The organism is Sphingomonas spermidinifaciens, assembly GCF_002351485.1.
GTDB classification, from domain to species: Bacteria; Pseudomonadota; Alphaproteobacteria; order Sphingomonadales; family Sphingomonadaceae; genus Sphingomonas; species Sphingomonas spermidinifaciens.
On record NZ_NWMW01000001.1, the window covers coordinates 1,725,019 to 1,746,765 of the forward strand.

At 67.7% G+C, this 21,747-nt stretch carries 22 protein-coding genes; 13 read left to right on the plus strand and 9 right to left on the minus strand.

Annotation, left to right across the window (positions count from 1 at the left end):
- The first annotated feature begins 84 nt into the window (after positions 1 to 84).
- On the plus strand, positions 85 to 447 hold the full coding sequence (locus tag COC42_RS08190) for a DUF4440 domain-containing protein (RefSeq protein WP_096342650.1): 363 nt from the start codon (positions 85 to 87) through the stop codon (positions 445 to 447).
- 124 nt (positions 448 to 571) lie between these two features.
- Here the strand turns inward: COC42_RS08190 and COC42_RS08195 are convergent, their stop codons facing one another.
- Positions 572 to 1,750 carry an MBL fold metallo-hydrolase gene (locus COC42_RS08195; protein WP_096343183.1) on the minus strand — a complete coding sequence of 393 codons (1,179 nt, stop codon included), beginning with the start codon at positions 1,748 to 1,750 and terminating at the stop codon, positions 572 to 574.
- A 123-nt stretch (positions 1,751 to 1,873) separates the two neighbouring features.
- Between COC42_RS08195 and gor the strand changes: the two genes are divergently transcribed.
- Both gor and era read left to right on the plus strand, forming a co-directional pair.
- Complete coding sequence (gene gor, locus COC42_RS08200; RefSeq protein WP_096342651.1) at positions 1,874 to 3,223, plus strand: glutathione-disulfide reductase; 1,350 nt, start codon at positions 1,874 to 1,876, stop codon at positions 3,221 to 3,223.
- A 44-nt stretch (positions 3,224 to 3,267) separates the two neighbouring features.
- A complete protein-coding gene (gene era, locus COC42_RS08205) occupies positions 3,268 to 4,176 on the plus strand; it encodes a GTPase Era (protein WP_096342652.1) in 909 nt (302 codons plus the stop codon).
- A 60-nt stretch (positions 4,177 to 4,236) separates the two neighbouring features.
- Here the strand turns inward: era and COC42_RS08210 are convergent, their stop codons facing one another.
- Genes COC42_RS08210 through COC42_RS08215 form a run of 3 tightly spaced genes read right to left on the minus strand, consistent with a single transcriptional unit; the run spans position 4,237 to position 5,633 of the window.
- Positions 4,237 to 4,935: an NAD-dependent deacylase gene (locus COC42_RS08210; RefSeq protein ID WP_425442826.1), complete on the minus strand. Its 699-nt coding sequence runs from the start codon at positions 4,933 to 4,935 to the stop codon at positions 4,237 to 4,239.
- Positions 4,936 to 4,937: 2 nt separating this feature from the next.
- Complete coding sequence (locus tag COC42_RS17410; protein WP_141395812.1) at positions 4,938 to 5,156, minus strand: hypothetical protein; 219 nt, start codon at positions 5,154 to 5,156, stop codon at positions 4,938 to 4,940.
- Positions 5,157 to 5,633: a winged helix-turn-helix transcriptional regulator gene (locus tag COC42_RS08215; protein WP_096342654.1), complete on the minus strand. Its 477-nt coding sequence runs from the start codon at positions 5,631 to 5,633 to the stop codon at positions 5,157 to 5,159. It abuts the gene before it with no gap.
- 137 nt (positions 5,634 to 5,770) lie between these two features.
- Here COC42_RS08215 and COC42_RS08220 point away from each other — a divergent pair, with 137 nt between their 5' ends.
- The 5 genes from COC42_RS08220 to COC42_RS08240 all read left to right on the plus strand — a co-directional run bounded on the left by COC42_RS08220 (position 5,771) and on the right by COC42_RS08240 (position 12,070).
- The gene (locus tag COC42_RS08220) at positions 5,771 to 6,064 is read left to right on the plus strand and encodes a CC_3452 family protein (RefSeq protein ID WP_096342655.1); all 294 of its coding nucleotides are present in this window, start codon (positions 5,771 to 5,773) and stop codon (positions 6,062 to 6,064) included.
- A gap of 99 nt (positions 6,065 to 6,163) precedes the next feature.
- Positions 6,164 to 8,251, plus strand: a complete 2,088-nt coding sequence (locus COC42_RS08225) for a RelA/SpoT family protein (protein WP_096342656.1) — start codon at positions 6,164 to 6,166, stop codon at positions 8,249 to 8,251.
- A gap of 41 nt (positions 8,252 to 8,292) precedes the next feature.
- Positions 8,293 to 8,673: an acyl-CoA thioesterase gene (locus COC42_RS08230; protein WP_245843933.1), complete on the plus strand. Its 381-nt coding sequence runs from the start codon at positions 8,293 to 8,295 to the stop codon at positions 8,671 to 8,673.
- Between the two features lie 182 nt (positions 8,674 to 8,855).
- Entirely contained in the window at positions 8,856 to 11,660 is a 2,805-nt protein-coding gene (locus COC42_RS08235; protein WP_176484592.1) for a TonB-dependent receptor, read from the plus strand.
- A gap of 98 nt (positions 11,661 to 11,758) precedes the next feature.
- Positions 11,759 to 12,070, plus strand: coding sequence for a hypothetical protein (locus COC42_RS08240; RefSeq protein WP_096342659.1), 312 nt, complete (start codon positions 11,759 to 11,761; stop codon positions 12,068 to 12,070).
- A gap of 6 nt (positions 12,071 to 12,076) precedes the next feature.
- Here the strand turns inward: COC42_RS08240 and COC42_RS08245 are convergent, their stop codons facing one another.
- From COC42_RS08245 to COC42_RS08255, 3 genes are read right to left on the minus strand one after another with little or no spacing between them, the layout of a single operon-like run.
- Positions 12,077 to 12,532, minus strand: a complete 456-nt coding sequence (locus COC42_RS08245; RefSeq protein WP_096342660.1) for a GNAT family N-acetyltransferase — start codon at positions 12,530 to 12,532, stop codon at positions 12,077 to 12,079.
- Positions 12,532 to 13,644: a M14 family metallopeptidase gene (locus COC42_RS08250; protein WP_096342661.1), complete on the minus strand. Its 1,113-nt coding sequence runs from the start codon at positions 13,642 to 13,644 to the stop codon at positions 12,532 to 12,534. The genes COC42_RS08245 and COC42_RS08250 overlap by 1 nt, the downstream gene beginning before the upstream one ends.
- Positions 13,641 to 14,246, minus strand: a complete 606-nt coding sequence (locus tag COC42_RS08255; RefSeq protein ID WP_096342662.1) for a DUF4136 domain-containing protein — start codon at positions 14,244 to 14,246, stop codon at positions 13,641 to 13,643. The genes COC42_RS08250 and COC42_RS08255 overlap by 4 nt, the downstream gene beginning before the upstream one ends.
- Before the next feature lie 192 nt (positions 14,247 to 14,438).
- Here COC42_RS08255 and ykgO point away from each other — a divergent pair, with 192 nt between their 5' ends.
- The 3 genes from ykgO to COC42_RS08270 are packed head-to-tail and all read left to right on the plus strand — an operon-like array spanning position 14,439 to position 16,853.
- A complete protein-coding gene (gene ykgO, locus COC42_RS08260; RefSeq protein WP_066575973.1) occupies positions 14,439 to 14,564 on the plus strand; it encodes a type B 50S ribosomal protein L36 in 126 nt (41 codons plus the stop codon).
- A 26-nt stretch (positions 14,565 to 14,590) separates the two neighbouring features.
- On the plus strand, positions 14,591 to 15,205 hold the full coding sequence (locus tag COC42_RS08265; protein WP_176484593.1) for an HAD family hydrolase: 615 nt from the start codon (positions 14,591 to 14,593) through the stop codon (positions 15,203 to 15,205).
- Between the two features lie 40 nt (positions 15,206 to 15,245).
- Positions 15,246 to 16,853 (plus strand): alkaline phosphatase family protein, encoded by a 1,608-nt coding sequence (locus COC42_RS08270; protein ID WP_096342664.1) that lies wholly within the window; start codon positions 15,246 to 15,248, stop codon positions 16,851 to 16,853.
- A 187-nt stretch (positions 16,854 to 17,040) separates the two neighbouring features.
- Here the strand turns inward: COC42_RS08270 and pyk are convergent, their stop codons facing one another.
- Positions 17,041 to 18,504, minus strand: coding sequence for a pyruvate kinase (pyk, locus tag COC42_RS08275; protein ID WP_096342665.1), 1,464 nt, complete (start codon positions 18,502 to 18,504; stop codon positions 17,041 to 17,043).
- Between the two features lie 82 nt (positions 18,505 to 18,586).
- Here pyk and COC42_RS08280 point away from each other — a divergent pair, with 82 nt between their 5' ends.
- Positions 18,587 to 18,952, plus strand: coding sequence for a DUF1244 domain-containing protein (locus COC42_RS08280; RefSeq protein ID WP_096342666.1), 366 nt, complete (start codon positions 18,587 to 18,589; stop codon positions 18,950 to 18,952).
- Positions 18,953 to 19,043: 91 nt separating this feature from the next.
- On the opposite strand, the gene glmM is transcribed toward COC42_RS08280, so the two are convergent.
- Entirely contained in the window at positions 19,044 to 20,384 is a 1,341-nt protein-coding gene (gene glmM / locus COC42_RS08285; RefSeq protein WP_096342667.1) for a phosphoglucosamine mutase, read from the minus strand.
- A gap of 84 nt (positions 20,385 to 20,468) precedes the next feature.
- Here glmM and COC42_RS08290 point away from each other — a divergent pair, with 84 nt between their 5' ends.
- Positions 20,469 to 21,722 carry a dicarboxylate/amino acid:cation symporter gene (locus COC42_RS08290; protein ID WP_342747293.1) on the plus strand — a complete coding sequence of 418 codons (1,254 nt, stop codon included), beginning with the start codon at positions 20,469 to 20,471 and terminating at the stop codon, positions 21,720 to 21,722.
- The last annotated feature ends 25 nt before the right edge of the window (positions 21,723 to 21,747 follow it).

Genomic DNA, 21,747 nt, shown 5'->3' on the forward strand with positions numbered 1-21,747 from the left:
ACATATGGGGCTTTGGTCCCGGCATCGGAACTCCGGCGTCGCCCGACCGCTTCACTTCTCCCCATGATTTCAAGGAGAAGCGAAATGGACGACGATCGCGTCTGGGCGTTCGAGGAAAGCCTCTGGACCGCCGATGCCGAACATTATCGCCACTCGATCGACGACGAATGCGTCATGGTCGTGCCCGCACCGCCGTTCGTGATGACCGGAGCGCAGGCGGTCGAGGCAGTGTCCTCGACGCCGCGCTGGTCGCGCGTCGCTTTCTCGGACCAGCAGATCATGCGGCCGCAGGAAGGGCTGATCGTCATCGGCTATACGGCCGAAGCCGAGAAGGAGGGCGGCGAAAGCTACGTCGCGCACTGCACCTCGACCTATCGCCGGCTGGAGCATGAGCTGTGGAAGGTGGTCCAGCATCAGCAGACCCCGCCGCTGAAGGCGGGTGGATAGTATCCTCCCCCGCAAGGGGGAGGGGGACCGCCGAAGGCGGTGGAGGAGGATCGCCGCGGGCGGATCGCCCGTGGCCCTCCCCTGCGTCATCCTTTGGCTGCCACCTCCCCGTTCCGGTGCAAATCTAGCGTAGCGCCCTGACCTCAGGCGTCCGTGCGCACGCCTCCAGCCGCGCCTCCTCGAGCCGCGCCCCCGCCGCCTCGACCGCCGGCACGTCGAACGGCCGCCCCACCTCGCGCCGCCCGAACCGGGCCACCGGCAGTCCCGCACACCGCATCAGCAGCTCGAGCATCGCCGGCGGCGTCTCGCGCGCTTCGGCCGACAGCTTGAACGTCCCCCAATGGATCGGGAGCGCGATGGGGCTCCCGAGCCGGTCCCAGACGCGCACCGCCTCGCGCGGGCCGATATGGCTACCCGTTCCCATCTCCCCCGGCTGGAAGCGGAAGGCGCCGATCGGGATCAGCGCCAGCCGGATCGGCCCGATCGCCGCCGCCTCGCGCGGCCAGGCGCCGTCGCCGAAGCCCGTGTCGCCGGCAAAGAACAGGTTGCCGCCCGGCAGCTCGACGACGAACGCCGACCAGAGCGCGCGGTTACGGTCGGCGAACCAGCGGCTCGACCAGTGATGGTTGCGCACGACATGGACGCTCGCACCGCCGACCGTCGCTGCCCGCCCCCAGTCGAGCTCGGTCGCGTCGATCCCCGCCGATCGCAGGATCGCCCCGTTGCCGAGCGAGGTGACGATCCTCGGCCGGTCGCGGTCCCACAGCCGCTTCAGCGTCGTGAGGTCGAGATGATCGTAATGATTGTGGCTGACGACGATCAGGTCGATCTCCGGCAGGTCGTCGATCGCGATCCCCGGCGCGGTCGTCCGACCTGGCCCGAAGCCGAACGGCCCTGCCCGCTCGGACCACACGGGATCGGTGAGGATGTTAAGTCCCGGCGTCTGCACGAGCACGCTGGCATGTCCGACCCATGTCGCGCGCATCGGCGGCACTGCGCCCGAGGGGGCGGGCAGCGCAAGTTCGCTGCGCCGGGCGGGCTGCACCGCCACCTGCGCCGGCCACGCCGCCTCACCCTCTCCCGTCAGCCGCCGCCAGAAGAAGCTCGCGCGATTGCCGCCGCCCGGCACGCGCCCGGCATCGTCTCCACCGGGATTGAAGAAGCGCTCGCCGTCGAAATGCCCGCTCGCGGCCCCCCGATAGTAGATTCGGTCGAGGAACGCGGGCACGATCACCGCCGCGAGGCACGCGCCCGCCAGCAGCCAGAGCAGCACGCCCGCCATCCGTTTCGCCGCGCGCCGCATCATGCCTCCTCGTGTTCGCGCCGTCCTACGTCCGCATGGCGCAGAGGGTTCCGGCGCGAAAGCCTTTGTCGCGAGCCCGCCGCCGCCCTATCTGGCGGCCAACCCAGTTAAAGGAACGCCGCTTTGGCCCAGTACGACTATGACCTGTTCGTGATCGGCGCGGGATCGGGGGGCACGCGCGCGGCGCGTGTCGCCGCCGCTTACGGCGCGCGCGTCGCCGTCGCCGAGGAATATCGCGTCGGCGGCACCTGCGTCATCCGCGGCTGCGTGCCCAAGAAGCTGCTCGTCTATGGCGCGCATTTCGCCGAGGACCTGCGCGACGCGCGGCATTTCGGCTGGGACGTGCCCGCCGACTGCGCCTTCACCTGGGCGCGGCTGCGCGACAACGTGCTGGCAGAGGTCGACCGGATCAACGAGGCCTACACGCGGACGATCGAGTCGAGCGGCGCGGAGATCATCCACCAGCGCGCGGTGATCGCCGGCCCCAACGAGGTCAAGCTCGCCGACGGCCGCACCGTCACCGCCGAGCGCATCCTGATCGCCACCGGCGCGACGCCGCAGGTCCCCTCCTGCCCCGGCCACGAGCACGGCATCACCTCGAACGAGGCGTTCCACCTGGACGCGATCCCGGAGCGCGTGCTGATCGCAGGCGCGGGCTATATCGCCAACGAGTTCGCGGGCGTGTTCCATCAGCTTGGCGCCCATGTGATGCTCATCAACCGCACCGACGTGATCCTGCGCGGATATGACGAGCAGGTGCGCGACCGGCTGCTCCAGATCTCGATGGCGAAGGGCATCGAGTTCCGCTTCAACGCCGAGTTCAAGGGGATCGAGAAGCAGGACGATGGTTGCCTGAAGGTCTCGATGACCAATCATCCCGACGTCGTCGTCGATGCCGTGATGTTCGCGACGGGCCGCGTGCCCAACACCGGCGGGCTCGGCCTCGAGACCGCGGGCGTCGAATGGGACGACAAGGGCGCCATCAAGGTCGATGACCAGAGCCGCACGACCTGCCCCAGCATCTTCGCGGTGGGCGACGTTACCAACCGCGTCCAGCTGACTCCGGTGGCGATCCGCGAGGGACAGGCGTTCGCCGACACCTTCTACGGGAACAAGCCGACTCGCGTCGATTACGACTGTATCCCCAGCGCGGTCTTCAGCCACCCGCCGATCGCGGGCGTCGGCCTGACCGAGGCGCAGGCGCGCCAGAAGCATGGGTCGGTCAAGGTCTATCACTCCGACTTTCGCCCGATGAAGAACGTGCTCGCGGGTCGCAACGAACGCGCGCTCTACAAGATGGTGTGCGACGCGGACTCGGACAGGATCCTCGGCATCCACATGATCGGCCCCGACGCGCCCGAAATCCTCCAGGCGGCGGCGGTGGCGGTGAAGGCGGGCCTGACGAAGGCGGCGTTCGATGCGACCGTGGCGCTCCATCCGACGATGGCCGAGGAACTGGTGCTGCTGAAATAGGCACGGGCATGGCGGTCTGCGCGTCCATGCGCTAACGGCCGCCCATGACCGAAACCCAAGAATCGACCCGCTGCGGCCTTGTCGCCGTGGTGGGGGCGCCCAATGCGGGCAAGTCGACGCTCGTCAACGCGCTCGTCGGCCAGAAGGTGGCGATCGTAAGCCCCAAGGCGCAAACGACTCGCGTGCGCCTGATGGGCATCGCGCTCGAGAGCCAGACCCAGCTCCTCCTCGTCGACACGCCCGGCCTGTTCGACCCCAAGCGCCGGCTCGACCGCGCGATGGTGTCGGCGGCGTGGGAGGGGGCCGAGGGCGCCGACGCGATCGCGCTCGTCGTCGATGCGAAGGGCGGGCTGCCCGAGAAGGTCCTGACGATCGTCGATCGCCTCGCCTCGCGGTCGGAGCCCAGGATCCTGATCCTCAACAAGGTCGACCTCGCCGACAAGCCGCGCCTCCTCAACCACGCGCAGCGGCTGAACGAGCGGCTGGCGTTCGACGAGATCTTCTTCGTCTCGGCGACGACCGGCGACGGCATTCCCGAACTCAAGACGGCGCTCGCGAACCGCATGCCCGCGGGGCCATGGCACTTCCCCGAGGATCAGGTGAGCGACGCAACCGACCGCATGATGGCGGCCGAGGTGACGCGCGAGCAGCTCTACCTCCAGCTACACGCCGAACTCCCCTACGAGAGCGCGGTCGAAACTGAGCGCTATTCGGAGCGCGACGACGGCTCGGTCGAGATCCACCAGCAGATCCTGGTCGAGCGCGACACCCAACGCGCGATCGTGCTGGGCAAGGGCGGCACGCGGATCAAGGAGATCGGCGCCAAGGCGCGCGCGGAACTGTCGCGGATCATGGGCGTGCCCGTCCACCTCTACCTTCACGTCAAGGTCAAGCCCGGATGGGACGAGGACCGTGGCCTCTACCGCGATATCGGGCTCGACTGGGTGGAGTGACGCTCAACCGTCCTCCAACTCCTTCTTGATCCCGGACTTGATCCCGGGGGACGTAGAGCTTTACGCTGCCAGCACCGCCTCCACCCACTCGGGCACCAGCACGCTCGCCGGCCCCATCCGGCTTTCCTCGAACAGGAAGCTGCCCTGCGACGGCTCCAGGTTGATCTCAAGCGTCGCCGCGCCCCAGTGGCGGGCGGTCTGGACGAATCCCGCGGCGGGGTAGACCGCGCCCGAAGTGCCGATCGACACGAACAGATCGCAGGTCGAGAGCGCCGCCTCGATCCGCTCCATCGCATAGGGCATCTCGCCGAAGAACACGATGTCGGGCCGGAGCGCCGGCGCGCCGCACGCCTCGCAGACGGTCCCCGGCGGCAGCGCCGCCGCCCATTCGCGCCGCCCCCCGCACGCCGCGCACAGCGCCGACTTCAATTCGCCATGCATGTGCAGCAGCCGCGTCGCCCCCGCCCGTTCGTGCAGGTCGTCGACATTCTGCGTGACGATCAGGAGCTCGCCCCGCCACTCGGCATCGAGCCGCGCCAGCGCCCGGTGTGCGGCATTGGGCTCAACGTCCGCCAGCGCAGCGCGACGCAGGTCATAGAAGCGATGCACCAACGCCGGATCGCGCGCCAACGCCTCTGGCATGCACACGTCCTCGACGCGGTGCCCTTCCCACAGGCCGCCCGGCCCGCGAAAGGTGGCGATGCCGCTCTCAGCGGAGATACCGGCGCCGGTCAGGACGACGATGCTTGTGGCGTGCATCATTACGCAGTTAGCCAATTGAAGATGTTGGCGATCACGATCAACGCGCCCATCACGAAGATCATTGCCGCGCCACCCGTCGCGCAGCCCTTAGCCCACATCCGGGGTAAGTCGTCGCCGGCTGCAACGCTCCGGCGCTGAGTTTCGGCATTGGCGAATAGGCCGGCGAGTAACGTGACAAGACCGATAGGGACGGCGCCCACTTGTGTGGCGCCATCCACCTACTCCGCCGCCTTCGCGTCCTCGACCTCCTCGGGCAGCGCCCAGAGCAGGTCGTGCGTCGTCAGCGGGCGGCCGTCGTGGCTCATCACGCGGACGGCGGCGACCGGGCGGTGGTCGCGGGCGTCGACCAGCACGGGGGAGATGCGGCCGCTCATCTCGTAGCGTTCGCCCCATTGCCGGAGCGCCACCAGCGTCGGCAGCAGGTCCTTGCCCTTGTCGGTCAGGCGATATTCAACCTTGCGCCGGTCGTCGTCGCAGGGTCGCCGCTCAAGGATGCCGTGACCGACCAGCCGCCCCAGCCGGTTGGCGAGGATGTTGCGGGCGATGCCGAGCTCGGACTGGAACTCCTCGAAATGACGATATCCGTTGAAGCTCGCGCGCAGGATCAGGAAGGACCAGCGTTCGCCCATCGCCTCCAGCGCGGCGGGGAGGCTGCAATTCTCGGCCAGCTGGCGCAGCGGTTCGCGCAATCCCATCGCGCGATCCTAAAGCAAATACCTCGACAGGCAACCAGAGCACTTTTTTGCAAAGCAGCATAGGTTGCGACTTGCAACCTGAGCGCTGCCCAGATAGGTTGCAATTCGCAACTTGCTTGCAAACAGGAGACCTCCCCATGCTGCGCACCCTTGCCGCCGCCGCCATGGCGCTCGCCGCCACGCCGGCCATCGCCCAGTCCTATTACGCCGCCGTCCCCGCGACCGCACCCGCCAAGGCATCGATTGTGACGCGTACGACCGTCTGGAAGTGCGAAGGCGGCACCTGCGCCGCCCCGCGCGCAGGCTCGCGCGACGCGATCATGTGCGAGCTGCTGGTGCGCGAGGTAGGCCCGCTCCAGCGTTTCGCCGCCGCGGGCGCCGATTTCGACACTGCCGCACTCGACAAGTGCAACGCTCGGGCGAAAGACTGACCCGGCCCGTGACATTTGCGCCACTCGCCAATGCCGCAGCGCGGCGTGGGGCGTCCAAATGCGTTGCAATCGGGCACCCTTCCCCCCCACATTACCCCTGTGCTGCGTCAATATGAACTGATCGACCGGGTCCTCAGCTACGACCCGCAAGCCGACGAGGCGTTGCTCAACCGCGCCTATGTCTTTTCCATGCATGCGCACGGCAGTCAGAAGCGCGCTAACGGCGACCCCTATTTCAGCCACCCGATCGAGGTCGCGGGCATCCTCACCGACCTGCGTCTCGACGACGAGACGATCGCGACCGCCATCCTCCATGACACGATCGAGGACACGGTCGCCACGCCCGAGGAGATCCAGTCGAAGTTCGGCCCTTCGGTCGCGCGCCTCGTCGATGGCGTCACCAAGCTGTCGAAGATCGAGGCGCAGAGCGAAAGCGAGCGCGCGGCCGAAAACCTGCGCAAGTTCCTGCTCGCCATGTCCGACGACATTCGCGTGCTGCTGGTCAAGCTCGCCGACCGGCTGCACAACATGCGGACGCTGAAGTTCATCCCCAAGCCCGAGAAGCGGCGGCGGATCGCGCGCGAGACGATGGACATCTATGCCCCGCTCGCCGAGCGGATCGGCATGTACGAGTTCATGAAGGAGATGCAGACGCTCGCCTTCCGCGAGCTCGAGCCCGAGGCTTATGAATCGATCACCCGCCGGCTCGAGGCGATGCAGGCGGGCGACGGCGACCGAATCGCCAAGATCGGCGACAATATCCGCCAGCTGTTGAGCCGCGCGGGCATCGAGGCCGAGGTGACGGGACGCGAGAAACATCCCTATTCGATCTGGAAGAAGATGTCGGAGCGGCACGTCAGCCTTGAGCAGCTGTCCGACATCATGGCGTTCCGCGCGATCGTGAAGAGCGAGGAGGAGTGTTACCGCGCACTCGGCGTGATCCACCGCAAGTGGCCGCTCGTCCCCGGCCGGTTCAAGGATTACATCTCGACGCCCAAGCGCAACGGCTATCGCAGCCTGCACACGAGCGTCATCCACGCCGGCGACAACCGCATCGAGATCCAGATCCGGACCGAAGCGATGCATGCGCAGGCCGAATACGGCCTCGCCGCGCATTGGGCGTACAAGCAGAAGGAAGTGCGTCCCGACACACAGGTCCGCTGGATCCAGGATCTGGTCGAGATCCTCGACAATGCCGAAAGCCCCGAGGAGCTGCTCGAGCATACGCGGATGGCGATGTACCAGGATCGCATCTTCGCCTTCACGCCGCGCGGCGAACTCGTCCAGCTGCCCAAGGGCGCCACGCCGATCGACTTCGCCTACGACGTCCATACCGACCTGGGCGACCAGGCGGTGGGGGCGAAGATCAACGGCCGCGTCGTGCCGCTTCGGACCGAGATCGAGAATGGCGACCAGGTCCAGATCCTGCGGTCCAAGGCGCAGACGCCGCAGCCCAACTGGCTCAATTTCGCGATCACCGGAAAGGCGCGCGCGGCGATCCGCCGCCACCTTCGCCACAAGGAGCGCGAGGAGGGGATGGCGCTAGGGCGCAAGCTCTACGACGACATCGTCGCGCGGTTGCCCGTTCCGCTCGGCCCCGACGCGCTCGTCGACGCGCTGCGCCGCCTGCACCTCGCCGACGAGGCGGCGCTGATGCTCGCCATCGCGCATCAGCAGCTGACCGACGCGCAGGTGATGGAAGCGCTGATGCCCGGCTCGGCCGAAGGTGCCGATACCGCGATGCCGCCGCAACTCCACGCGATCTCGATCAAGGGGCTGACGCCCGGCGTTGCTTTCGACCTTGCCGAATGCTGCCGGCCGATCCCCGGCGACCGTATCGTCGGCGTGCGCCGGCCGGGCCAGCCGATCCAGGTCCACGCCATCGCCTGTCCGATGCTCGCTGAGACCGAGGATGCCGACTGGGTCGATCTCGCCTGGGGCGACAAGGCCGAGGGGGGCACCGCGCGCGTTGCGGTGACGCTCAAGAACGAGCCCGGCTCGCTCGGCGCGATCGCGACGATCATCGGCGCGCACAAGGCCAACATCCTCGGCCTGCGCCTCGACAATCGCGATACGACCTTCCACACCAACACGATCGACCTTGAGGTGCGGGACGCCGCGCACCTGACCAAGCTGCTCGCGGCACTCCGCGCAGCCGACGCGGTGAGCGCGGCGGAGCGGGGCTGAAAGCAATTGACATGGGTGTCAGTTGCGCGCAGCCTATTGCAATGCACCATCACGAAGTCACCATCGCGCCGGGCGACATCGACCATATGGGGCACGTCAACAACGCCGTGTACCTCAACTGGGTGCAGGACGCCGTGATCGCCTATTGGGAAAAGGTGGCTCCGGCCGAGGCGGTCGCCCGGCACCTGTGGGTCGCGCTCAAGCACGAGATCACCTATCGCCGCCCCGCCTTCCTCGACGACGCGGTCGTCGCGACCGTGATCGCCGAGCGTGTCGAGGGCGCGCGCGCGATGTTCACCACGCTGATCCAGCGCGGCGAGGACGTGCTGGTCGAGGTGAAGTCGAGCTGGTGCGCGCTCGATACCGACACCCGCCGCCCGGTGCGCGTGGCAAAAGACCTGGTCCGCCGCTTCCTCGGCTGAGCCGACGAACCGTTCGTCGCGAATGCATACGTATGACAGCGAAATCGATTGCGGTTCGTCGCAAGCCGGTCTTCCCGTCGCGTGAATCCCGCGTAACATCTTCGCCGATAAGAAGATTGTTATGGGGAGTGCCTAAGATGCGGAAGTTGTGGCTTGCGGCTGCCATTGGCGCCGGATGTTCGTTGTCGTCCATTGCGATTGCCGCTCAGGCAGCACCGCCCCAGACCGCCGATCCGCAAACGCCAGCGCCGGCCGACCCGGCCACCCCCGACCAACCCGAGGACATCGTCGTCACGGGCATCCGCGCCAGCTTGAGCTCCTCGGCCCAGACAAAGCGCGATGCCGAGCAGATCGTCGATTCGATCAGCGCAGTCGATGTCGGCAAGTTTCCCGACGCGAACATCGCCGAATCGCTCCAGCGGATCACCGGCGTCGCAATCGACCGGTCGGGCGGCGAAGGCCAGTTCATCACCGTCCGCGGCCTCGGGCCGGAGTTCAACACCGTGCTCATCAACGGCCGGGTTATGGCGACCGACAATCCCGGCCGCGAGTTCTCGTTCGACGTGCTGTCGTCGAACATGATCCAGCGCACCGACATCTATAAGTCGCCCGTGCCCGAGCTGCAGGAAGGCGGCATAGGTGCCACCGTCAACATCATCACCGCGCGTCCACTGGAGGGACGCGGCGGCCTGCATGCGACTGCGCAGCTCGGCGGCATCTACGACACGCTGCGCGAGCGGGTCTCGCCCGATTTTGCCGCGACCGCATCCTGGACCAATCCCGATCGCACTTTCGGCATCGTTCTCGCCGGCTCCTATACGAAGCGCCAGAACCAGGCCGACACCATCGCCGTCGACGGCTGGTTCAACGGGCGGCCCGATATCGTCCAGACGATCGGCGGCGTGCCGACGCTGTTGACCGGCACCGATCCGCGCTATCCGGCGACTGGCAACATCAACGTGCCGCAAAGCCTGTTGTACCAGCGCGCGCAGGAAGAGCGCGAGCGAATCAACGTGTCGGGCACCGTTCAGTGGCGGCCGACCGACAATCTCGAGATCACCGTCGACGGCATCTATTCGAAGTTCGACGTGTCGGGCGTCACGCGGCGCATGGATAACTTCATGGCCGCGCCCTATCTGAACCCGACGATTGACGCGAATGGCACCGTCACCAGCCAGAGCATGATCGGCAGCGACTTCATCGCGGCGAACCCGGCCTTTGTCGCGGCCAATGCCGGCCGGCTGACCAACAACGGCGTCAGCTCGAAGATCGACCATGTCTACAACACCACCAACCGCCTCTCCGACAGCTACCAGATCGGTGGGAATATCAAGTGGAACCCGACTGACGCGGTGGAGGTCCGGCTCGACGCATCGGTTACGGGCGCCAATCGCGAATCGCCCAACCAATATCTCGTGATCGGGGCGCTGCTGCCCTACAACTACCAGTTCGACCTAACCGGCGGCCAGGGCACGCCCAGCGTGTCGTTCGACAATGCGATCATCAACGATCCCGACCGGATGCGCCTGCACTATATGGGCATCGACGCCAACCGCTCGCGCGATCGCGGGTCGGAGTTCCATCTGGACACGAAGTACGAGGTCGATGATTCGATCCTCAAGTCGGTGATGATCGGCGGCTCCTATACCGAGCGGCGGAAGATCAACCGCCAGTTCAATAACAGCGACTCGAACTGCACCTATTGCGGCTATCAGGTGCCGATCCGCGCCGGCCTGCTTCAGGATTATGGCTGGGAGGATCTGCTCGGCGGCGGCCGCAACATCCCGCCGTCGCTGTTCGAGTTCGATCCGGCCGCACTGATCGCCTATATGAGCGATCCGGCAACGCTCTCGATCCCCACCAACGGCCGAACGCCCGAGCAGCAGGCAGCGTTCGCGCAACAGGTTCTGGCGCTCGACGGCGGGCCGTTCGGCGTGCGCGAGCAGCTGCGCGGCACCGTCAACGTCCAGGAAAAGCTCGTCGCCGGCTATATGAGCATGGCGTTCGGCGGTGAAAACTGGTCGGGCAATGCCGGCGTCCGCGTCATCCAGACCGACGTCGTCTCGTCGGGCTTCGACACGCCGGTCACCAGCATCAACAACACGCCGGGCGACGACACGCTGCAATATACCTACGGCCCGGCGACGGCGATCTCGGTGCGCAACAGCTATGTCAACGCGCTGCCCTCCGCGAACATCAAGTACAACGTCACCGACAATTTGATCGCCCGCGCCGCCTTTTCACAGACGATCACGCGGCCGACGCTCACCGACCTCGGCGTCAACAACGACTATGGCGGGCGCATCTCGATCCCACTCTCGTCGGGCGGCAACCCCAACCTGCTGCCGTTCCGTTCGACCAACTATGACCTGGCGCTCGAATGGTACATCACCCGCGTCAGCTATCTGAGCATCGGCGGCTTCTACAAGGACCTGTCCGACTTCCTCGAATTGCAGACGCTGCCCGTCCAGCGCTTCGGCCGCACCTTCCAGGACACGCGCACGCGCAACGGGCAGAGCGGCACGATCAAGGGTATCGAGGTCGGCGGCCAATATTCGTTCGACGCGCTCGGCGGCTTCGTCTCGGGCTTCGGCGTCACGGGCAACTATACCTATGTCGACAGCGAGGTGCAGCGCGATCAGACGCTGTCGGATTTCGCCTGCGGCTATAACGGTCTGTCGCCGCATTCGGCGAACGGCAGCGTCTTCTACGAAAAATACGGCATCTCCGCGCGCGTTTCATACAATTGGCGCTCGGACTATCTGCGCAACTGCCGCGACAGCCAGTCGCGACCGCGTAACCGGCAGGCCTATGGCCAGCTCGACTTCAATCTTTCCTATGACGTCACCGACAATTTCCAGCTCTATCTGCAGGGCGTCAACATCACCAACGAGCAGATTCAGGAGTTCTCGGCGATCGAGGATCGCTTTCTGCTGCTTCAGGACACCGGTGCCCGCTACAACTTCGGCGTCCGCGCGAAGTTCTGATGCCGCCACGCCCCCGCCCGATCGCCGGATCGGACGGGGGCGCCTTATCAGCGCCGCAAATCATCCGCAGCTTCGACGTTTACCGTCGAGGAGCAGCGATGCCGGCCTGGTTGATCCTCTCGCTACAGACCGTCAGCGGCCCGGCCCTGCCCCGCGACGACCTCCGCGTTCCGGTCCTGAAGCGCTGCACGCCGGGCGTCGGCGACGACATCGTCGTGTGCGGCAGGACCGATCCCGATGCATACCGGCTGAAACCCCTGCCCGAACGCTACGAGGCCGTCAAAGGCCCGCCACGCGCCGAACTCGGCCTGTCGGATCGCGAGAAACTGGGCGTCGAGGTCGAGCAGGGCAGCGATGCGCAGGGCGGACCGATCAGCCGCGTGATGGCGCGCTACAAGCTGCGCTTCTGACCGGGGTCAGAGCGCCCGCGTCATATAGCGGTTGAACTCGGTGGCCTCATAGTCGGCGAACGGGCCGCATGGCGTGAAGCCGTGCCGCAGGTACAGCGCCTCGGCCGCGGCGAAGGCTGGCCCGGTCCCCGTTTCAAGGCTCAGCCGCGTTATCCCCGCCGCCCGCGCGCGGTCGATCAAGTGGGTCAGGATCGCCGCCGCCACGCCCCGGCGCAGCGCCGCCGCGGCTGTTCGCATCGACTTGAGCTCGCCATGCCCGTCGCCCAGCGCCTTCAATGCGCCGCAGCCGAGCAGCGTCTCGCCCTCCCACGCAGTTACGAACGTCACCTCAGGTGCAGCGAGGGCTGCCAGGTCGAGGAAATGGCACGTGCCCGGCGGCGAGGCGGCGAGCATGCCGGCAAAATGCTCGCGGAGCAGCGCGACCACCGCCGGATGTTCGAGCTGGCCGTCGCGCAGGTCCATCAGATAACGTCCGCGAGCACCTGAAGACAGGCGTGCGCGAGTGCCTTGGACCGGGCGGGCGACCAGCCTTCGACCGGATCTGGCGACGGGTCATGGTCCTTGAACGGCATCTCGAGCGTCATCGACACCGCGCCGAACCGCTCGGCGAGCTGGTTGGTCGACATCGACAGGTTGGCGCGCCCCGCCGGAGCCTTGTCATAGCCGAGCCGCGTCTGGAACAGCGGCGTCGCCGCGGCCAGCCGTCGCTGATAGTCGTAGAAGCGCTCGCCATGCGCGTCGGTCCACGAGGGAATGCCCTCGTACCCCGCCAGGAAGTTCGCCGGGATCGCCTCGTCCCCATGCACGTCGATCGCCCAATCGACACCCGTCGCGTCCATCGCGCCCCGCACGCACAGCACCTCGGGCGAGCGCTCGAGCGTCGGCGCATGCCACTCCCGATTGAGATTCACCCCCGCCGCATTGGTTCGCAGATGTCCGCGCCGCGAACCATCAGGGTTCATGTTGGGAACAAGGTGCAGCGTCGCCTTCTCGCGAAGCGCGCCTGCCACCGGGTCGTTCGCATCGGTCAGCGCCTCCAGCGCCCCCTCCATGAACCATTCGGCCATCGATTCGCCCGGATGCTGGCGCGCGTAGATCCAGACCTGCTTCCCGCCCGAACCGACATCGAGACAGTCGATCGGCTGCCCGTCGAGCGAGTGGCCGAGCGTGCGGTGCGTGACGCCCGGCGCGGCGGCGATGCGCGCGATCAGGTCGTGGTGGCGCTCCATGGAGTAGGGCGCGAAATAGGCGAACCAGACGACGTCGTGCTCCACCCTGTGGCTGAAGCTCAGCACGCCAGCCTGATAAGTCGAGCCGGCAACCATCGGCCAGTGCGCCCGGTCGCTCGACACGCGCGGGCGATAGCCGGGCCAGCCGAACGCATAGGCCGCCCCCCCTGCGTTGAGCAGGCGAAGGCTCAGCGTCCGCCCCTTCGCGCCGGCGACGCGGAAGTGGAACCACTGGTAGAAGTCCGACCCCGCGTCGCGGCGGATATTGAGGTCGATGCGATCGCCGTCGATGGCGACCAGTTCGATATTGCCGCTGTCGAAGGCGGCATTCACGTCGATGGTCATGGCACCGTGGTAGTGAAACCCGACTGGCCCGGAAAGTCCCTGAACAGCGCGCTGGCGACGCGCCCCGCCTCGGCCGCGGCATCGTCGGCGCTGGCGGGCGCGGTGCCGCTGGTGCGCGCGTTACCCTCCCAGACGACGCTCTGGTCGGTGCGGCGGCGGATCTTCACCGTCACCTCGTTACCGATCAGCGCGCGGGTCGAGCCGCCGAGCGCGGTCGAAACGCCGCCGCCGACCCCGCCGCCCATGCCGCCCGACACGCCGCCCAAGCCGATGCCGAAGCGCGGGCCGACGCGCGTCGTTCCGACTTGCGAGCGATTGACGCTCACCTCGACCAGATAGAGCGAGGCGGCGCCGTCGGGCACACGGGTGAAGCCCAGCCGGCCCAGCTCGTCGCCGACTGCCCCCGTCACCATGCCGTAATCGCTGGCCATCGTCGCGTTGCCGCGTGTAGCCTGACGGTCGAAGGCGAAGCTGCCCGGTGCGATCGGCGTGCCCAGATTGTAGCGAATCACCTCGACCGGCCCGCGCCGCACACCGCCCGTCGTACAGGCACTGGCGAAAAGCGCCGGAAGCAACAAAAGGACGAGCGAACGACGACGCATGGCGAGCTTCCTTGATCACACGCCGGACGGACCCTGTCCGGCGGCAGGATCGTAACGCGCCGACAACGCTTTGGCTTCCGCCAAATTCGGGATGTCCGGCGCCCGGCGTTTCGCCTTGACGCGGCCGACCCCCGAGGCTAGGCGGCGCCTTCGCTTTTTTCCGCGCAAATCTGGATACGAATCGAGCCGGTCATGAAGATCGTCAACAGCCTCAAGTCGCTCAAGGGCCGTCATCGCGACAATCGCGTGATCCGCCGCCGTGGCCGCGTCTACGTCATCAACAAGACGCAGCGCCGTTTCAAGGCACGCCAGGGCTGATTGCCGCGGTCGGGGATCGGCCGGTCGTGCGTCCGCACGCCGTCATCTTCGACATCGGCAACGTCCTGTTCCACTGGGACCCCCGGTTCCTGTATGAGCGCCTGATCGACGACGATCGGGCGCTCGATGCATTCGTGCGCGAGGTCGTGACGCACGACTGGCACTTTCAGCATGACGCCGGCCGCAACTTCGCCGACACCTCGGCCGAGTTGATCGCCGCACACCCGCATCATGCGGATCTGATCGCCGCCTGGGGGCCGCGCTTCAACGAGAGCGTCGGTGCGCCCGTGGCGGGCATGCACGCGGTGGTCGAGGCGCTCGATGAGGCGGGCGTGCCGCTCTTTGCGATCACCAACTTCAGCCACGAATTCTTCCCCCCGTTCCGCGCCGAATGGCCCGAACTTTTCGATCGCTTCCGCAACATCGTCGTCTCGGGCGAGGAGCGGATGGTGAAGCCCGATCCCGCCATCTATCATCTTGCGCTCGCCCGTTTCGGGCTTCAGCCGGGCGAGGCAGTGTTCGTCGACGACAACCCCGCCAATGTCGACGCCGCCAACGCGATCGGCATCGACGCGCATCTGTTCCGGGATGCGCCGAGCTTCCGCGCCTTTCTAGCCGAACACGAACTGCTCGCGGCCTGACCGCCACGAAAGCGTCATGGTTCGGCGCGATGGGCGAAGGATGATCCGCCGCACGCTCCTCGCCGCCGCGCTCGCGCTGTCCGCCCCCTCAATTGCGCAGAATGCCCCCCGGCCCGCGCCCAAACTGGTGGTGATGATCGCCGCGGACCAGTTCTCGACCGACCTGTTTGAACAGTATCGGCCCTATTACCGCGCCGGCCTGAAGCGCCTGTCGCAGGGCGCGGTGTACCCCAACGGCTATCAGAGCCATGCCGCGACCGAGACGTGCCCCGGCCACGCGACGCTGATGACCGGCGACCGGCCGGCGCGCACGGGCATCATCGCCAACAACTGGGTTTCGTTCAAAGGCCCGCGGCCGGGCGAGATCTACTGCGCCGAGGATGAAGCGCGCGGCACCTTCAAGGACTATGTGCCCAGCGACGTGCACCTGCGCGTGCCGACGCTCGGCGAGCGGCTGAAGATGCGCGATCCCAATACGCGCACCGTTGCAATCGCGGGCAAGGACCGCGCGGCGATCATGATGGGCGGTCACCGGATGGACGCGATCTGGTTCTGGCGCGACGGCAAGGGGTTCGTTTCGACCCAGAAGGCTGCTGCCCCCGCGGCCGTGGTCGCCGCGAACGAGGCCGCGCGCGCCGCCATTACGGCGCCGGGTGCCGCGCGGCCGCTGCCTGATTTCTGCGCGCCGATCAGCCGTCCGGTGAAGGTCGGTGAGACGTCAATGGGCGACGGCCGGTTCGAACGGCCGGCGGACAAGGAAGCACTGTGGAAGGCCTCGCCGGACTTCGACACCGCGGTCGCCGACCTCGCCGTGCGAATGATCGCCGACCTGAAGCTAGGCCGCGGGCGCGGCACCGACGTGCTGACCGTCGGTCTGTCGGCGACCGATTACATCGGCCATCGCTTCGGCACCGAAGGATCGGAAATGTGCATCCAGGTCGCCGCGCTCGACGCCGCGGTAGGCACGCTGCTCGACGCGCTCGATGCGACGGGGGTCGATTATGTCGTCGCCTTCTCGTCCGATCACGGCGGTAACGACCTGCCCGAGCGTGAACGCGAGCGGGGCGTGCCCGCGGCCGCCCGCGTCGATCCCGAACTCGCGCCCGAGGCGCTGGGGAAGCGGATCGCGGGCGAACTCGGCTGGACCGGCGGGCAGCTCCTCTATGGCTCGCTCAACGGCGACGTCTGGCTCTCGCCCGACCTCACCGGCGAGTGGCGCACGCGCGTTCGCGACGCGGCGATGGCGGCGTGGCGTGCGGCGCCGCAGGTGGCCGCAGTGCTGACCGCCGAGGAAGTGCGCGCCCTTCCCTCGCCCGGCGGCACGCCCGATACCTGGACGCTCGCCGATCGCCAGCGCGCCGCTTATGATGCCGAGCGGTCGGGCGACCTGTTCGTCTTCCTCAAGCCCGCGATCACGCCAACACAGGGCGGCGCGACCCACGGCAGCCCCTGGGATTACGACCGCCGCGTGCCGATCCTGTTCTGGCGCAAGGACCTGACCCGCTTCGAACAGCCACTGCCGGTCGAGACGGTGGACATCATGCCAAGCTTCGCGGCGCTGGTGGGCCTGCCGCTCAAGCCGGGCGAGGTGGACGGCCGTTGCCTCGACATCGATGGCGGAGCCGAGGACACGTGCGCCCCAAGATGACCTAACTCCCCTCCCGGCCAGGAGGGGGATAGGTGCACCAACCGCGTTCTTGCCGAGCCAGTCGAAAGCGCTGCCGTTCATCCGATCGGCGGAGAAAGGGCAACCCTCCTTCGACTGCCTGGCTGCGGCAGTTGGTCAGGAAAGGCTTCGACTGGCTCGGTAAACGCGGTGGGACGCCAGCGGCCGCTCAACCCTCGTGGCTATAGTTCTTGAGCTCGTCGCCGATGATCTGCGTCACGTGCAGCACGTTGGTCGAGCCCGGCACCCCGAACGGTACGCCCGCACACACCACCACGCGCTCGCCGCCCTTGGCGAGGCCATGGCGCAGCGCCATGCGCTTGGCCTTGGCGACCATTTCCTCGAACGAAGCGACGTCGCGTGTCTGCACCGCATGGACGCCCCAGAGCAGCCCCAGTCGCCGCGCCGTCTGCGCGCGCGGGGTGAGGACGAGGATCGGCACCGACGGACGCTCGCGCGCAATACGGCGGGCGGTCGATCCCGACAGGGTGAAGCAGATGATCGCGCTGGCGCTCGCGGTATTGGCGATCGTCTTGGCCGCCGCCGCCAGCGCGTCCGCCGTGGTCGGGTCGGGCGTCGTCACGGTGAAGTGGACGCGGTCGCCATGTGCCGGGTCGCGCTCGACCGCATTGGCGATGGCGTCCATCATCGCGACCGATTCGGCCGGCCAGGCACCCGCGGCACTCTCGGCCGACAGCATGATTGCGTCGGCGCCGTCATAGACCGCGGTGGCGACGTCGGAAACCTCGGCGCGCGTCGGCGTCGGCGCGGTAATCATCGATTCGAGCATCTGCGTCGCGACGATCACCGGGCGACCGAGGCGGCGAGCCGTCTCCACGATCCGCTTCTGCAGCGGCGGCACCGACTGCGGCGGCAGTTCGACGCCCAGGTCACCGCGCGCGACCATGACGCCGTCGCACTGCTCGACGATCTCGTCGAGGCGCGCCACCGCGCTCGGCTTCTCGATCTTGGCAAGGAGCGCAGCCTTGCCCTGAATGAGCTTGCGCGCGTCAGCGAGGTCCTCCGGGCGCTGCACGAACGACAGCGCGATCCAGTCGACGCCCTGCTCGACCGCGAAGGCGAGGTCGCTGATATCCTTTTCGGTAAGGGCCGCCATGGGCAGCACGACGTCGGGGACGTTCAGGCCCTTGGAGTTGGAGAGCGCGCCGCCGACCTCGACCACCGTCTCGATCCGGTCGTCGCTATGGTCGGTGACGCGCAGCACCAGCTTGCCATCGTCAAGGAGCAGGCGGGCATCGCGTGCGATCGCGGCGAAGATCTCGCGGTGGGGCAGTTCGACGCGCGTCGCATCGCCGGGCTCGGGCGAGCGGTCGAGGACGAAGGTCTGGCCGGGTTCGAGGATCACGCGCCCGTCGGCGAACTTGCCGACGCGCAGCTTCGGTCCCTGAAGGTCCGCGAGGATCGTCGTCGGGCGTCGATACTCGGTCTCCATCGCGCGAATCGCCTCGATCACCGGGATCTTCGAGGCCTGGTCGCCATGGCTCATGTTGATGCGAAAGGCGTCCGCGCCGCGCTCGAACAGCGTCGCGATCATCTCGGGCGTGCTGCTCGCCGGCCCCAGCGTGGCGAGCACGCGGACCTTTCGCGAACGGGGCGGCATGACCCTGGTCATGGTGAAATCGGCTCCTCGGCTTGTCCGGCGCGGTTGGTAGCCGATATTGGCCCCCGATCAACCATGCATAGGATTGCGACGAATGGCAGGCATCGACGAACTCGACGACCGGGTGGCGGCGGCGGCGTTCCGGCGGCTGGTGACGCATTTGCGGCACCGCACCGACGCGCAGAATGTCGATCTGATGGGGCTGGCCGGCTTCTGCCGCAACTGCCTGGGCGACTGGGTGGCCGAGGCGGGCGGGATGACGAAGGACCAGGGGCGCGAGATCGTCTACGGTATGTTCTATGCCGACTGGAAGGCGCGCCACCAGACCGAGGCGACGCCCGAGCAGATCGCGCGCATGAACGAAAGCGTCGCGAGGAACGCGCGCGAGGATGCGCTCGACGAGGCGCTCGAGGAAACCTTCCCGGCGAGCGATCCGCCAGCGATGACCGAGCCGAAATGACCCCCGCTGCTCGAGCGAAGCCGAGGCTGATGGCACGCGATGGCCTCGGCCCCGCCTGGCAAAACCCATCGGCTTCGATCGGACAGTAAGATCACGCCGCTGCGCGCACCGCGTCGCAGATGCGGTCCACCGTCGCCTCGACTTGGCGCGCATCGTCGCCCTCGGCCATCACACGGATCACCGGCTCGGTCCCTGACGGGCGGATGAGCAGGCGGCCCTTGCCGGCAAGCTCCGCCTCGGCCACGGCGATGACGTCGATCACGGTCGCGGCCTCGAGCGGCTTTGCCGGGCGTTCGTAGCGAACGTTCTTCAGCACCTGCGGCACGCGGTCGAAATGGTGGAGCACCTCGCTCGCCGGCGCGCCCGCGCGTACCACTTCAGCGAGGATCTGAAGCGCGGCGACGAGGCCGTCGCCCGTCGTGCCATAGTCGGCGAGGATGATGTGCCCCGACTGCTCGCCGCCGACATTGTAGCCGCGCGAGCGCATCGTCTCGAGTACATAGCGGTCGCCCACCTTGGTGCGGATGAGCTCGAGCCCTTCGCTTGCCAGCCGCCGCTCGAGCCCCAGGTTCGACATGACCGTCGCGACCAGCCCGCCGCCGTTGAGCTTACCGCGCCGCGCCCAGCCAAGCGCGATCGTCGCCATCAGCTGGTCGCCATCGACGACCGCGCCTTCCTGGTCGACGACGATCAGCCGGTCAGCGTCGCCGTCGAGCGCGATGCCGAGATCCGCGCCCGCCGCCAGCACCGTTTCCTGAAGGATGCCGGGCGCCGTCGACCCCACCCCGTCATTGATGTTCTTACCATCGGGCCCGACGCCGATCGCCACCACCTCGGCGCCCAGTTCCCACAGCGCCGAGGGCGCGACCTGATAGGCCGCCCCGTTGGCGCAATCGACGACGACCTTGAGGCCGTCGAGGCGGAGATCGTCGGGGAAGGTCGCCTTGGCGAAGTGGATGTACCGGCCGCGCGCATCCTCGATCCGCTTGGCGCGGCCGATCTCGCTCGAGGGGACCAGCGGCACTTGGCCGTCGATCAGCGCCTCGATCGCTTCCTCGTCGGCGTCGGACAGCTTGTAGCCGTCGGGGCCGAACAGCTTGATGCCGTTGTCAACATAGGGATTGTGGCTGGCCGAGATCATCACGCCGATATCGGCGCGCATCGAGCGGGTCAGCATCGCCACCGCAGGCGTCGGCATCGGCCCCACCAGCACCACGTCCATGCCGACCGCAGTGAAGCCCGCGACGAGCGCGTTCTCGAGCATATAGCCCGACAGGCGCGTGTCCTTGCCGATCACCACTCGATGCTTGTGATCGCCGCGCAGGAAGTGCGCGCCCGCCGCCATGCCGACGCGCATCGCCATCTCGGCGGTCATCGGCGACAGGTTGGTCGCGCCGCGAATGCCGTCAGTCCCGAAATATTTCCTTGCCATCACGCGATCCCGCTACACGTTGCGCCGAATGTTCCGGCCGCTTGATAGCGCGGCCTTTTTGGAAGGGCGAGTATGTCGCAGCCGATGCGAATTCTGTTGGCGCTGGTCGGGGGGATCGCTGCGGGCGTCGCGCTGGCGGCTTGGCGGCCCGATGCGGCGCTGGCGGGCACCGCGGTCGCGCAGCCGATCGGGACGATGTGGCTCAACGCGCTGCGCATGACGATCGTGCCGCTGGTGGTCGCGCTGCTCGTCACGGGCGTCGCTGCCACCGCGCGCGCGGCGCGGGCGAGCAAGCTGGCGGGCCGGGCGATCGCCGTGTTCCTCGTCTGCCTCTGGACCTCCTCGGCGCTAGGCGCGCTGTTCACGCTGACGCTGCTCGACCTCTTCCCGCTCGGCGCGGCGGCGGGCGCGGCGCTGAAGGCCAGCTTCACCAGTGCCGCGCCGGTGGGACCGGTGCCGCCCTTTTCGGACTTCCTGATCGCGATGGTCCCGACCAACCCGGTCGCGGCCGCGGCGGAGGACGCCTTCCTGCCGCTGATCGTCTTCACCGTAACCTTCGCCTTTGCGCTCACCCGCCTGGCCGAGGAGCCGCGCGAGCTGCTGACGCGCTTCTTCCAGGCGGTCGCCGACGCGATGCTGGTGATGATTACCTGGGTGCTTTGGCTTGCCCCGCTTGGCGTGTTCGCGCTCGCCTATGTCGTCGGCGCCAAGGCGGGAACGGCGGCGTTCGGCGCGCTCGTCCACTATGTCGCAGTGGTCGCTGGGACGGGCGTGCTCGTATGGCTGCTCGCCTATCCGACCGCGATGCTGGCGGGCCGGGTGCCGCTCCGCCGCTTCCTGCGCGCCATCGCCCCGGCGCAGGCGGTGGCGATCAGCACCCAGTCGAGCCTCGCCTCGCTGCCCGCGATGCTGCGCGGGACCGAGGCGCTGGGGCTTCCCGTCGCCGCCTCGGGCGTTGTGCTGCCGCTCGCGGTCGCGATTTTCCGCTTCACCGGGCCGGCGATGAACCTGTCGGTCGCGCTCTACGTCGCGCACGTGTTCGGCATCAGGCTGGGGCCGGAGCAGGTGGCGATCGGCATCGCTGCCGCGGCGATCACCACGCTCGGGGCGGTGAGCCTGCCGGGGACGATCAGCTTCGTCTCCTCGATCGCGCCCATCGCGCTGGCAATGGGCGTGCCGATCGAGCCCCTGGCGCTGCTGGTGGCGGTCGAGACGCTGCCGGATATCGTGAGGACGCTCGGCAATGTGACCATGGATGTGGCGGTGACGAGCGTGGTGACGCGCGGCCAGGGCGAGGGGCTGGATCGTAGCGAGGCGGATGCGATGCTGGAGAGCTAGCTAGAGCCCCTCCCCGACGGGGAGG